Annotated in this window: 14 protein-coding genes; 4 read left to right on the top strand and 10 right to left on the bottom strand. The window is 43.5% G+C overall.

Translation table 11 applies throughout. From position 1 onward, the window contains the following. Positions 1–3: 3 nt before the first annotated feature. The 7 genes from A7985_RS14885 to ndk form a co-directional block, all read right to left on the bottom strand. Entirely contained in the window at positions 4–618 is a 615-nt protein-coding gene (locus A7985_RS14885; RefSeq protein ID WP_065791241.1) for a YfgM family protein, read from the bottom strand. Positions 619–627: 9 nt separating this feature from the next. Continuing rightward, positions 628–1,905: a histidine--tRNA ligase gene (gene hisS / locus A7985_RS14880; protein WP_065791240.1), complete on the bottom strand. Its 1,278-nt coding sequence runs from the start codon at positions 1,903–1,905 to the stop codon at positions 628–630. Between the two features lie 143 nt (positions 1,906–2,048). After that, on the bottom strand, positions 2,049–3,170 hold the full coding sequence (gene ispG, locus A7985_RS14875) for a flavodoxin-dependent (E)-4-hydroxy-3-methylbut-2-enyl-diphosphate synthase (protein WP_065791239.1): 1,122 nt from the start codon (positions 3,168–3,170) through the stop codon (positions 2,049–2,051). Between the two features lie 5 nt (positions 3,171–3,175). After that, the gene (locus A7985_RS14870; RefSeq protein WP_065791238.1) at positions 3,176–4,162 is read right to left on the bottom strand and encodes a RodZ domain-containing protein; all 987 of its coding nucleotides are present in this window, start codon (positions 4,160–4,162) and stop codon (positions 3,176–3,178) included. Next, the gene (pilW, locus tag A7985_RS14865; RefSeq protein WP_256096773.1) at positions 4,159–5,850 is read right to left on the bottom strand and encodes a type IV pilus biogenesis/stability protein PilW; all 1,692 of its coding nucleotides are present in this window, start codon (positions 5,848–5,850) and stop codon (positions 4,159–4,161) included. The genes A7985_RS14870 and pilW overlap by 4 nt, the downstream gene beginning before the upstream one ends. A gap of 67 nt (positions 5,851–5,917) precedes the next feature. Further along, entirely contained in the window at positions 5,918–7,048 is a 1,131-nt protein-coding gene (locus A7985_RS14860) for a bifunctional tRNA (adenosine(37)-C2)-methyltransferase TrmG/ribosomal RNA large subunit methyltransferase RlmN (protein ID WP_065791237.1), read from the bottom strand. Between the two features lie 188 nt (positions 7,049–7,236). Then, a complete protein-coding gene (gene ndk, locus A7985_RS14855) occupies positions 7,237–7,668 on the bottom strand; it encodes a nucleoside-diphosphate kinase (RefSeq protein WP_063358800.1) in 432 nt (143 codons plus the stop codon). Positions 7,669–7,892: 224 nt separating this feature from the next. Here ndk and trhP point away from each other — a divergent pair, with 224 nt between their 5' ends. The 4 genes from trhP to A7985_RS14835 all read left to right on the top strand — a co-directional run bounded on the left by trhP (position 7,893) and on the right by A7985_RS14835 (position 11,791). Next, on the top strand, positions 7,893–9,251 hold the full coding sequence (trhP, locus tag A7985_RS14850; protein ID WP_065791236.1) for a prephenate-dependent tRNA uridine(34) hydroxylase TrhP: 1,359 nt from the start codon (positions 7,893–7,895) through the stop codon (positions 9,249–9,251). A gap of 2 nt (positions 9,252–9,253) precedes the next feature. Continuing rightward, positions 9,254–9,511, top strand: coding sequence for a YfhL family 4Fe-4S dicluster ferredoxin (locus A7985_RS14845; protein WP_065791235.1), 258 nt, complete (start codon positions 9,254–9,256; stop codon positions 9,509–9,511). Between the two features lie 207 nt (positions 9,512–9,718). Further along, positions 9,719–10,870, top strand: a complete 1,152-nt coding sequence (locus A7985_RS14840) for a M23 family metallopeptidase (RefSeq protein WP_081310589.1) — start codon at positions 9,719–9,721, stop codon at positions 10,868–10,870. 204 nt (positions 10,871–11,074) lie between these two features. Continuing rightward, positions 11,075–11,791 carry a helix-turn-helix transcriptional regulator gene (locus A7985_RS14835; RefSeq protein ID WP_065791234.1) on the top strand — a complete coding sequence of 239 codons (717 nt, stop codon included), beginning with the start codon at positions 11,075–11,077 and terminating at the stop codon, positions 11,789–11,791. Between the two features lie 50 nt (positions 11,792–11,841). Here the strand turns inward: A7985_RS14835 and A7985_RS14830 are convergent, their stop codons facing one another. The 3 genes from A7985_RS14830 to A7985_RS14820 are packed head-to-tail and all read right to left on the bottom strand — an operon-like array spanning position 11,842 to position 13,428. Beyond that, complete coding sequence (locus A7985_RS14830; RefSeq protein WP_370671168.1) at positions 11,842–12,561, bottom strand: CsgG/HfaB family protein; 720 nt, start codon at positions 12,559–12,561, stop codon at positions 11,842–11,844. A gap of 53 nt (positions 12,562–12,614) precedes the next feature. Then, positions 12,615–13,028 (bottom strand): curli assembly protein CsgF, encoded by a 414-nt coding sequence (locus A7985_RS14825; RefSeq protein WP_176716754.1) that lies wholly within the window; start codon positions 13,026–13,028, stop codon positions 12,615–12,617. A gap of 1 nt (position 13,029) precedes the next feature. Next, positions 13,030–13,428, bottom strand: coding sequence for a CsgE family curli-type amyloid fiber assembly protein (locus tag A7985_RS14820; RefSeq protein WP_081310588.1), 399 nt, complete (start codon positions 13,426–13,428; stop codon positions 13,030–13,032).

The raw sequence follows: 13,428 nt of genomic DNA, 5'->3' as shown, positions 1-13,428 counted from the left end.
TCCTTAGTTCGACGCTGTTGCTAAATCATCCAACTTAATCTGCAATAGGGCATTGTTGTTTGCACCATCTGCATCAATCGCTTTTTGATATTGCTCACGCGCTTTTACTTGATCGCCTTGAGATAAGAATACGTCACCTTTAATTTCAGCAACTTGCGCTGAAAAACTAGCTGGAATTGACTTGCTCAATGTTGCAAGTGCTTCATCATGCTTAGATTGAGCAAGCTGAACTCGCGCAAGACGTAACAACGCCGTCGCTTGTAGCTCAGGGCTCTTCACATTGTCAGCAATAAAGGTCAATTTATTTGCTGCCTGCTCTAACTCTCCCGCATCTACGGCTTCTTTTGCAGCAACGAATGCCGCTAAAACTGCGTAATTAGAACCCGCGTTTTCGGTTAAAAACGCATCGCTTTTCGACAGGATTTCGCCACTTTCAATTAGTTGATTGTAAGCTTCTGAGCTTGATTCAGCTGATGAAATCTGGTTTTGGTTATATGCTTTCCAGCCATATAAACCACCTAGACCTAATACCGCACCTACGATAAGAGATGTGCCATTTTCTTTGAAAAAGCGTTTTATTGCTTCTGCTTGTTGTTCTTCTGTTGAATAAATTTCCATTCTAACCTCTTAACTAGCCAATTCGGCTAATAGTGCCTGTGCTTCAGCCATTGGCAGAGTTACTTGTTCTTTTTGTTCGCGTAAATATTTAATCGTGACAGTGCCGTTAGTAATTTCATCTTCACCGAAAATCAACGCAACCACAGCACCACTGTTATCAGCACGCTTCAATTGTTTTTTGAAATTACCACCACCGGCATGCACCTGTACTCGTAACCCCTTGATATCATCTCGTAACTGATCGGCAAGCGCTGGCGCTTTGATACTGGCCGCTTCACCCATAGCTGCAACATAAACATCTACGTTGCGGCGAATTTCGCCTACACTGTTCAGCTCTTCAAGCAATAAAACGAGTCTTTCCATGCCCATTGCAAAACCAACTGCCGGCGTGCCTTTACCACCAAGTTGCTCCACAAGGCCATCATATCGGCCACCGGCACATACTGTACCCTGTGCACCAAGACTATCAGTAACCCACTCAAATACTGTTCGATTATAATAATCTAAACCACGAACAAGGTTCTCATTTACTTGGTATTCGACGCCAGCCGCGTCTAAACGTTCACATAAATTTGAAAAATGTTGTTGAGACTCTTCGTCTAAGTGTTTGGATAACTTTGGCGCATCGGCAACAACGGCTTGTACTTCAGGGTTTTTGCTATCTAAAACACGTAATGGGTTAGTATACATGCGGCGTTTCGCATCTTCATCTAACTTGTCTTGATGCTGCTCGAGATAAGCAATTAAGATATCTTTATATGCTGCACGCGCCTCATTTGAACCAAGAGAGTTCAGCTCAAGGCGAACATGTTCACTAATACCAAACGCTTTCCACAAACGTGCCGTCATAATAATCAGCTCAGCATCTATATCAGCTGTCGCAATGCCAAAGGTTTCTACACCAAATTGGTTAAACTGACGGTAACGACCTTTTTGTGGACGCTCACGGCGGAACATAGGGCCCATGTACCAAAGTCGTTGCTCTTGGTTGTAAAGCAAGCCTTCTTGGATACCAGCTCTAACACAAACAGCGGTGCCTTCAGGACGCAAAGTTAAGTTATCACCATTGCGGTCTTCAAAGGTATACATTTCCTTTTCAACGATATCGGTTACTTCACCAATAGAGCGTTTGAACAGATCTGTTGACTCAACAATTGGAAAGCGTATTTCCTGATAACCAAACGCTGCTAATGTATCTCTTAGCGTCGTTTCAATTTTTTGCCAGATCTGAGTTGTACCTGGTAGGCAATCTTTCATGCCACGAATTGCCTTAATTTGATTTGCCACTGAAATTCCTAAACTTTAACTATTCTTTTCACTTAAATACGGGTGCAGGATACAACAAAATCCTGAGTACAGTGCGATAAAATGCGCCCATTATACCCTGCTCGCTTAAAACGTAAACGAAATAAATTCAACCAGTGTGAGTGCTATTCTTCGATTATCTTAACGTCTATACTTGGTTGTGCTTCTTTCTTTGCCACGTATTCTCTTACTTGTTCTTCTAACTGCTCGACAATATGATTATTATCAATGCGGGTCTTTTGACGTTCGCCATTGATGTAAAGGCCTGAACGGCGATTCGCACCCGCTAAACCTAGGTCACTTACCAAGGCTTCACCAGGGCCATTCACAACACAGCCAATCACAGAAACCGTAATGGGTGAAATAATGTCTTCAAGTCGCTCTTCTAACTGATTCATCGTGTTAACAACATCAAACTCTTGACGAGAACAACTTGGGCAAGCAATAAAATTAATGCCGCGAGAGCGAATGCGCAGCGACTTTAAGATATCGAAACCGACCTTGATCTCTTGAACAGGATCAGCCGCTAATGACACCCTTAATGTGTCTCCGATACCTTCTGCGAGTAGCATACCTAAGCCCACCGCAGACTTCACAGAGCCAGCTCTAAAACCGCCCGCTTCCGTGATCCCTAAGTGTAAAGGTTGATCGATTTCTTTTGCTAATAAACGGTATGCACCCACGGCTAAAAATACATCTGATGCTTTTACAGAAACTTTAAACTGGTCGAAGTTCAAGCGTTGTAAAATTTCTACATGGCGCATTGCCGACTCAAGTAATGCCTCTGGTGTGGGCTCACCATACTTCTCTTGAAGATCTCGCTCTAGTGAACCGCCATTTACGCCGATACGGATTGGTATATTACGCTCTTGTGCGGCATCAACAACTGCTCTGATCCGGTCTTCACTACCGATATTACCCGGGTTTATTCTAAGGCAGTCTACCCCGTACTGCGCGACTTTCAATGCAATACGATAATCAAAATGTATGTCTGCAACCAGTGGGATATCAACTTGCTCTTTAATGCTTTTAAACGCTTCAGCAGCATCCATCGTTGGTACTGAGACACGTACAATATCAGCCCCAGCATCTTGAATTGCGCGAATTTGGGCTACCGTGGCATCCACATCTAGTGTATCGGTATTAGTCATCGACTGAACAGCGATTGGTGCACCATCGCCGATTGGCACATTGCCAACATTAATCCGCGTGGACTTTCTTCGTTTGATAGGTGATTCTGAAAACATGACGACTACTCTGCTAACGGTAAATTAAATTTTGCTAAACGATTACGAGGCAACCCAGAAATATCGACTGGTTGACCATCCAGCTCAATACTGACTACTTGATGCTTCCCTAAAACAACAGAGAATGGTGTAATACCATTCACTGTCATAGTGTAGCCTGCCTTTTTTACACCAAATGCAATACGCTCTTGCGTAGCATCGAAAATTTCAACCCAACTGTCATCTTCAAAGTACATCACAACTTGGCTAGTCGACTTCACTTCAGACGATGGTATTTCCTCAACTTGAGGAGATACTTGAGATTCAGAGACCTCAGGTGCGAGCTCTTGAGGCACTGCCTCTACAGAGGTCTCAGTGGCAAGAGCTTGCGCTGTTTCTTGTATTTGCTGTTCGGCCGTTTCTATTGATGGCGCGGATTCGACAGCGGCGTTCTCCACTACAGCTACTTGCGCAGTTGCTGGCGTCTCATTCGTCAGAGTAACTTCACGCTCTGGCTGCTCATCTGATTCTGAAACTTGAGGCGCTGAAGGTTGAGTGGCACTGGGTGTGTCAGGAATAAAATTACCTTCCTCTACGGTGTCCGAAGTACTCGCAGTTTGCCACCACCAAAATGCAGACAAGCCAATAAAAACAATCAACACAATATAGCTAACGATCATTAATCGACTGTCATTAGCTTCTTTCTCAGTGCGCCTTGAGAAACTTTTCATATTACGCTTTTGTTCAGGAATATTTGGGGTTTCATAAAGAGCAAGCACTTGCTCACTTTGTAAACCAAGTAACGCACTGTAGCTTTTTATATAGCCCCTAACAAACGTTTCTGGACCCAAGCTATGATATTCATCCTGCTCTAGTTTTGTGATTTGAGTGTGGTTAAGCTTCAATCGCGCAGCAACATCTTCAAGGCTCAGGTTTTGCTGATTCCTTGCGTTAGCTAACGTTTCCCCGAGTGATACTGTCTCGGTTGTAGTTTCAATCTCTTCTTGGTTCATAAAATATAGTTATTGGGATCTACTATTAAAATACGTCGCCCCGGCTCTAGAGCGACATCTGGTGTTAACCGGTTCCAACGCATCAAGTCATCTATCAGCAATTTATGCTTTATTGCGATATCAAATAATGACTCACCTTTGGCAATTGAATGCGTTGTATTCGGGTCATTTAGGTATACGACCTGCCCAATTGAGAGCCGATCAGATTTCTTAAGCGCATTCCATTTTAACAACTTTTCCAGCTTAATATTATATTTAACCGACAAACTAAATAAGTTTTCGCCCATTTCAATGCTATGGGAGGGTACCTCGGGTATCCGTATCTCTTCATTAAGCATCTTGCCTTGACCAGCAAAAGCGACGGTTGGCACGGCGCTAGACTCTGGCGTAAATACAATGTCATTGGGATCGGTGCGATGGAAGACCACTTGCTCAGCGCGTTGATTAGATGTTTCTGTAGCAAAATTCACCGTCTGTTGTAGTGGCTCAGAAGCTTGTTTCATCTGCACTTGAGCAGGCTTCGCAAACTGCACTCTACGGGGCTCTGGTGAATCTGTTATGAATGCGTCTGTTTCATTCTGCACATCTTGCTCAGTGTACACTTTAGCGACAGGCTGTACTGAAGTGTCATTCGTCACTTTTTGAGAAGTTGCTGTTGAGATCAGAGAGCGTGATGCCCCCAACTCAACCTGACTCGGCTTTTGAACAGGCGCAGTAATGGGGTTCGTTTGACGGTTTGATGTCTTGCGCTTGATTTTAATTTGTGGATTTGCAACCGCTCTAGTGCCATCTGCACTGGTAATTTTATCCAGCTGTGAAGTTCTAAACTGTTCTTTTAACTGCTCGAATTCACTTAAGTGTAAAGTATTATTAAGCACTAATTGGGCTTCTACAGACTTCGGGTAAGTTTGCAAAAGCAAAGTCTCTAATTCTTGAGCATATTGCAGGCGGCCCATTCTAGATACAAGTAAGTGCTCTAACAACATACCTCTCGCAGAGACAAATCCTTTATTGGCATATAATTTAAGTACATCTTCAGCTTTGTGTAACTCACTTTTGGCGTAAAAAATACTGGCAGTTAAAATCAGTACTGATTGCCTTTGAGAATTGTGATCAAGCGCTCGTTTTAGATAATCCAACGCCAAATCAAAATTATCTTGACGCAACGCGCACAGCGCTAAATTTTCATAACTCTCAGCAACGCGCAGATAGCTTGGTATATCTATTGCCTTAAAAAACTGCTCTGTTGCTTTGTCATATTCGCCAATGCGACACAAAAAGGTACCGTAATTATTACGTGTGTTAGGGTCATTGGGGCCAAATTTCAGCGCCTGAATGTAAGCACTTTCAGCCTTTTCGTTTTCACCCACTTGTTCAAAATAATAAGCAAGTGCGTAGTGGCTTTCGGGAAGTTTTGGCGCAAGTTTTAACGCGCGATCTAAATTGTACTTAGCTTGCGTGTTGTTGCCAGCACCTAAATACTGCAAAGCTAAGGCGATTCGAGTTTTCGCCGCATCCTGATTATCCGTTTTTTTCTGAACGACAGGTTTATTACTGTTTGCATAACGGGTTTCCGTCACGCAGCCACTTAAACCAAATAATATTACAGGAACACCCACACCAACTAACCAGCGCTTATTCATCACGCAGGTGAGCTTCGAGAGCAAAACATCAGTAAAAGCAGGCATTAACCACCCTTTTGCCAAGACACGGTGACTCTATATTACCTGAAAGCCACCGCGAATCACCTATTTTTTAGCCCACCTTCACTGCAATGGCATTGTCTTGGTTTTGTTGCTTTCTAACCACACGTTTAGTTCTGTCCACAACATCACCGACCAACTGACCACATGCAGCGTCAATGTCATCACCACGGGTACGACGTACAATACAAGTCAGCCCTGCTGCTTGTAATACTTTAGAGAAGCGGTCGATACGGCTGTTACTCGAACGGCCATAGTCATTACCAGGGAATGGGTTGAAAGGGATCAAGTTGATTTTTGAAGGCGTGCCTTTTAGTACCTGAACCAATTCATGGGCATGATCCGTGCTGTCGTTCACCCCTTGCAACATCACGTACTCAATCGTCACATCTTTGTTTGCTTTTGACCCATCAATATATCGACGGCAAGCTGCTAAAAACTCTTCGATTGGATACTTTTTGTTGATAGGCACAAGTTCATCACGCAACGGATTATTTGGTGCGTGCAGTGAAATGGCCAAAGCAACATCAATTTTTTCTTTTAAGATATCCAACGCTGGCACAACACCTGATGTACTCAACGTTACACGGCGCTTAGACAGACCAAATGCCCAGTCATCCATCATCAGCTCCATCGCTGGAACCACATTATTAATGTTGAGTAATGGCTCACCCATACCCATCATGACCACGTTGGTGATTGGGCGTTTTGTGCTATCACCATTGTTAAGACCAATATCGGTGGCCACACGCCACACCTGACCGATAATTTCTGACACTTTAAGGTTTCGGTTGAACCCCTGTTGCGCAGTCGAGCAGAACGTACACTCTAATGCACAGCCAACCTGCGAGGATACACATAATGTTGCACGGTCTTTTTCTGGGATCCAGACAGTTTCTACTTCCTGGCCGCCTTCTAAGAGCATTGCGTACTTGATTGTACCATCACTCGCTACTTGCTTTACCGAGATCTCAGGTGCTTTGATTTCACACTGGCTTTGTAGTTTCGCTCGTAACTTCTTATTGATATTGCTCATATCATCAAAGTTATCAATACCAAAATGGTACATCCACTTCATCACCTGATCGGCGCGGAATGGCTTTTCGCCAAATGAAGCAAATAACTCGCGCATCCCCTCGCGGTTTAAATCTAATAGGTTAATTTTTTTCTCAGTCGTGGCCATGAAACAACCTCAGTTCAGGTGACGGATTGAACAACATAAATAAAAGCGCGCAATTGTACAAAAATCAATCAAACATCGCAATGATGTAATCGCTTTTAGAAACACCCCAATTGCTTTTAAAAACGATCAAGCTAATTAAAGAGATTAAAAAAGGGCCCGAGAGCCCTTTTTTTCTGCTCAACTCGATATTAACGAGTACGTGGGCAGATCTCTTCATCGCTGAAGAAGTAAGCGATTTCGCGAGCAGCTGACTCAGGAGCATCTGAACCGTGTACAGCGTTCTCGTCGATGCTGTCAGCGTAGTCAGCACGTAAAGTACCAGCTAGTGCTTCAGCAGGGTTAGTAGCACCCATGATTTCGCGGTTTTTACGAACTGCGTCTTCACCTTCAAGAACCTGAACCATTACTGGACCAGACGTCATGAATTCAACTAGTGCACCAAAGAAAGGACGCTCTTTGTGCTCTGCGTAGAAACCTTCAGCTTTCTCTTGAGAAAGGTGAACCATTTTAGAAGCAACGATCTTAAGACCAGCAGACTCGAAACGGTTGTAGATTGCACCGATGTGGTTTTTTGCTACCGCATCAGGCTTAACGATTGAAAAAGTACGCTCTAAAGCCATCTTTTTAGCTCCATTAATAATTGTTGATATTTACGGGCGCGAATTATACGCGCTTTATGACTAAAAGCCTACACTTTGCGCCCGCTTTATTTAGTTAGTGTGGAGATAGCACCTTACTAAACCTGATCTGCGTCAACATCTCACTGCAAAATCTCACTTATACTGCGCCGCTTTTTAATCCCCAGCAGCTGGCTTGCACCCAGTTCAATGTATGAGGTTTAGTTATGTTTGTACCAGAGCTACTTTCACCAGCCGGTAGTTTAAAGAATATGCGTTACGCTTTTGCGTATGGTGCTGACGCGGTTTATGCGGGCCAACCAAGGTATAGTTTACGTGTCAGAAATAATGAGTTCGATTTAGCCAATCTAGAAATCGGCATCAATGAAGCGCATCAGCAAAACAAAAAACTCTACGTCGTCTCAAATATTGCGCCTCACAATAGTAAAGTAAAAACATACTTAAGAGACATCGAGCCTGTTATCGCCATGCAGCCTGATGCACTCATCATGTCAGATCCCGGATTAATCATGCTGGTCCGAGACAAATGGCCAGATATGCCAATACACCTGTCGGTACAAGCCAATGCAGTCAACTATGCATCGGTGCAATTTTGGGCGAGTCAAGGGATTGAACGTGTCATTCTATCTCGCGAGCTATCTTTAGAAGAAATAGCCGAAATACGTTCGCTATGCCCAAATACTGAGCTAGAAGTATTTGTACATGGCGCACTGTGTATGGCCTATTCAGGCCGTTGTTTACTCTCTGGCTATATTAACAAACGAGATCCCAATCAGGGCACTTGCACCAATGCCTGTCGTTGGAGCTATGATGTTAAACCCGGTCAAGAAACCGAGCTTGGGGACGTCGTCCATAAAGTAAACCCAAAGGATGTGATCCCAACACTCGGAGATGGCCAACCAACAGAGCAAGTATTTATGCTCGAAGAGCAGGGACGACCTGGTGAGTTCATGCCTGCTTTCGAGGATGAACATGGCACCTATATAATGAACTCAAAAGACTTAAGAGCGGTTCAATATGTCGACCAGTTAACCAAAATGGGCGTGCATAGTCTTAAGATAGAAGGTCGAACTAAGTCTTTTTATTATGTCGCGAGAACCGCACAAGTATACCGCAAAGCGATAGATGACGCCGTTGCAGGTAAGCCATTTGATCCAAGCTTAATGCGCACATTAGAGAACCTAGCTCACCGTGGTTATACTGAAGGCTTTTTGAAACGCCACGCACATCAGGACTATCAAAACTACGAATACGGTCACTCTGTATCTGATAAACAACAGTTTGTGGGTGAAGTACTGGGAAGAAACAACAACGGCCTCGTAGAAATTGATGTAAAGAACAAGTTCTGCACTGGCCATAGCTTAGAGCTTATGACACCTCAAGGTAACATTGCTTTCAATTTGGAACACATGGAAAACAAAAAAGGTGAGTCAATTTGCGACGCGAAAGGTTCCGGTCACATCGTTCAAATCCCATTGCCCGAAGACATCAACCTTGAGCATGCCATTTTAATGCGCAACTTGGGTAATGAGGAAGACACGCGCAACCCGTTCAAAAAGGCATAATTATGGCGCTGCTCATCACCAGTAAGTGCATAAACTGTGATATGTGCGACCCTGAGTGTCCCAATCAAGCCATTTATATGGGCAGTAAAGTATATGAAATCGATCCTGACAAATGTACCGAGTGTGTTGGACATTATGACCAACCCACTTGTGTCAGTGTTTGTCCCATTGACTGTATTAAGCCAGATCCAAACCATCGAGAAAGCTTAGATACTTTAGCGGAGAAGTACCTAGTCCTTACAGGGCAAGTAGACGCCTAACCTGCAAGGCAAGCACACTGCATACATAGTCGTAGTGAGTTTGCCGTTTTCTCTCTCCCACTCTTGCACTTTGATTGATTATCCTGTCAGTTTGTAGTGTTTTTTGTACAAAGACCCTCCTTTAGATTGTTTACTCCTATTTTACAATTTTGTTACTTACCGATATACAGAACACTGTAGTACAAAAAACAATCAAGAGGATACAACATGAAAATTCAACTAAGCACCAAAACAGGCGCACTTTGCGCCCTGTTATTCACATCAACTTATAGTACGGCACAAGGCCAACATCTTGATATAGCCCCCTTCCATTTTGACCAATCTGATGTTCAGGCGCTGGCAATCAACCCACTTATTCAAGTAGATGAATCACAATTCATTTTCACCAATGAGTTACTCAACGAGGATTGGCAAGCCATTCTGTATAGCACAGCGCCACACCTGATAGATCATCAGGAGGTGCTACTACATTGGGCAGGGCATACCAGTATTAACCCAAAGTTATTGCTCGCATTAATGGAACAGAAAAGCCAGCTGCTGAGCAATCCGACTAAGCAAGCACACATTAAGCCTTTCGGTGATTGGTCTGATAGAGTTGGCTTTGCATCGCAGCTAGAGGATGTGGCACTTAAGTTAAGTCAACGATTTTATGCGTTTGAGCTATACACGACCAAACACAAAACAGAAAAAAGCAACCCTTCGACGGCAGCTTTAACTAGCTTATTGGGCGACGCGAGCGCGTTAGCATCTTTTGCAAAGCAATATAGAACCACTTTTTCAAACGACTTATTTGCACCAGAAAAAGTACAGTTTGAAGCGGCAAATGTAGAGCCACAAGTTAACTTCTCTATGAATTTACCCTGGCCATCTGGCTATGCTTGGTACAGCGGCGGTGCACACTCCAATACCGGATCGGGATACCCCTACTCTTCGCTAGACTTCAATAATGGCTCTGGTGGTTGGGGGTCCAATACCCCTTGGGTCCAAGCAGCACATGGCGGCACGGTCACACGGTATTCAGCCTGTAATATCAGAGTTACGCATTCAAGCGGCTATGCAACCCAGTATTATCATATGGATAATCTGCAGTATCGCAGCGGTGACTACATCTCAGCTGGCGCTTGGCTTGGTCGATATGCCAATAATCGTTCCATGGCATTATGCCAAGGGGGCCAATCTTCTGGGCCACACGTTCACTTTTCACTGCTTTACAATGGCCGCTTTATCTCGTTACACAATACCTACATAAGTGGATATCGCATCGACGTGGGCAACTCAAATTATGACGACAATTGCTACCGTTTCTATTTTGAAAGAAATGGCTACAAAACCTGTGCTTGGTCAAGGTTATATCGTTAATCCTCTCTCAAACAGCAAGTGGCTAACAATCTAGCCACTTGAAACTTATTCAATGACTTCCAAAACAACCCACACCATCTGTAAAACCAAGACTTTTTAATCACAAATTGATACTGCAAAAAACAAAATGAAAATTAAAGCTAAACTTATTGTGAAAAATATGTATATTTAAAGTAATAGGAACAATAAGAGGTTGTTGTACGAATGAATGCGATACAAGCAAATAACACGGAAGTTAGTCTTTTTGTTTTGACACACAAAGATACCGATACGCAAGAGTCAGAATTCGTCCGATTTGTGAAAATTCTAGAAGCCACAAGTCACCATATCAAAGTCGACACTCGACTTCCTGATTCCACATCACGAGACCTACATTATTTATATTTAGTGGATATAAGTCAGCGAGAATGCCAAGATTTACTCAGCGCTGAAGTACGCCTTCTCGCATCCAATCACAATGTATTACTGTTTAATGCCCAATCTCACCTCGTTAATGAGCAAACCGCGCTTCTGGCGAACATCAAAGGAGTCATTTACCAAAATACATCTGTTGAAAACATTTTTAAGGGAATACAACGCGTATTAAATGGGGAGCTGTGGTTTTGTCGCACCTCTATTTCACAAGCTTTTAATATGCTGATCAAACAGCTACCCAACACCACTTATTCACTGCCACAAGATGTCGAAGATACTGAATTAGAGCTACTAACAGCTAGGGAAAAGTCAGTTATCAAATTATTGGCAAACGGCGCCAAAAACGATGATATTGCCGATTCGCTCAATATCAGCAGCCACACGGTGAAAACACATATTTATAGTGCATTTAAAAAAACCAATTCAAGAAATAGAATTGAGTTAGCAAATTGGGCCCAAAAACATATTCCACTCAATACCAATACGGAATCCATGAGGCGGCATTAAAAAAGGGCGTACTATGTACGCCCTATCTCTTTGAAACATTGAATCTCCGTTTAGGATTTAGCAGACCACACCCCTTTTTCAATGCCCTGCTCCACCAGCATAGTTAACGCTTTTTCAATCGCTTGAGTCACACAAATATGCATCGGTTCATTGTCACTATAACCCGCTTCCGCTTCGGCGAGTCTTTTATAGCTCACGTAGCGAAAAAAACCGGCTCTCATTTCCATAGACAAGACTTTTTTAGTTGTCGCCACGGACAAAAGTACCTGACCGGTTCTCACATCCACCGCCCGTAAATAAATCGAGATCACATCTTCTCGATATAATTCTGACGCTCCGATACCAAAGTACTCCATGCCTAAACCACCGGTTTTAACATTTGAGTCGTAACTTATAATGCCACCTTCAAAGATGATTTTAGCCATCGTGAGTGGCGGTAACTGCGCATTATTCTTTTGCTCCTCACTCATCGCTGCCCGCGTTATTTTGCGCTCTGTCAGTAAGTTTTGTAGCCCTTCTCGCTCAACGGGAATAAACCAATCTGTTTCGTGTAACGCTTGGGTCAATATTGAGTTAGCCCCCTGTGTTACCGCTGTAGAAAATGAGCTCACATTGTCTTTTGGCTTGTATTGTCCGGTCTGATCTCGAAACGAATAGACCGCAACGGGAATACGTCCCAATGGCTTTGGTAATGCTTTGAGCGCTTGAAACTCATGACTTTCAGCTAACTCTTGCGGCAAGCTTTGTGCCGGTGGAATAACCGAGCGCATTTGCGTACAGCCACTGGCAATTAACACAATAAAAAATACTACGACACTTCGCATCAGCCAAACCTCGGCACTTCAATGATGGTGGTATCCCCATTGTTAATATGCTTGATCTGCACAGTGATTGAGTCAGGTGTGCTGGTGATGACTTGAATTTCGTAGTCACCGCTGACAAATACAGAATCTTCATTAAAAATGCTATCTTCTACGTCATCACCAAACGCCATATCCGAGATTTCTCGCACCATACGGTTTAAGTAGGTTCGCTCTAAAGACTCTTGAAAACGCTCCCCATAAGACTTTTCGATAACTGGCGCACGGTGTTTGTTTTGAGAATTGGCTTTGTTGAGTAACATGCTCGCATTTAAAGGGTTACCGCCAAACGACGGATTGATTGGCTTATATACTATCTCGGTTGCGAATACCGAACAGGAGACCATCAAAAACGGAATCAGTGTTATTGTTTTCATTTTACCATCCACTTTCAGCTAAATCTGGAGAGCGTTGTTGATATCGCTCGCTGGCCATTGCATCCATTACTGCAAACAGCGCAGTTTCAATTCTATCGTCTAGCGATCCACCTCGGCGTCCCATTGCTGTACTGTATACAACACGTCGGTTCATCAACACTTGCAGGCGCGTACCAGCTCGAGGTAGTACGGTTTCTTTGATGATGATGTTGACTCCAGAGGTATTGGGCACGTCCCGCCACAGCTGAGAAAAGTCAAAATAAAACTGGTAGCCAAAACGACTGATGCTTTGATCAATCACCAAGCCCCCCAGCTCTTCTTCTTCATGAGCGGTTATTTGCTTGCTTTGCGCTTGGCCAATCGCCAAGGCAATTAAAAAAATAAAGGAAATCGCTTTCAT

The organism is Pseudoalteromonas luteoviolacea, from assembly GCF_001696455.1.
Lineage (GTDB): Bacteria > Pseudomonadota > Gammaproteobacteria > Enterobacterales > Alteromonadaceae > Pseudoalteromonas > Pseudoalteromonas luteoviolacea_C.
The sequence above is the reverse complement of the archived record's forward strand: the minus strand, read 5'-3'. Positions and strand labels throughout refer to the sequence as shown.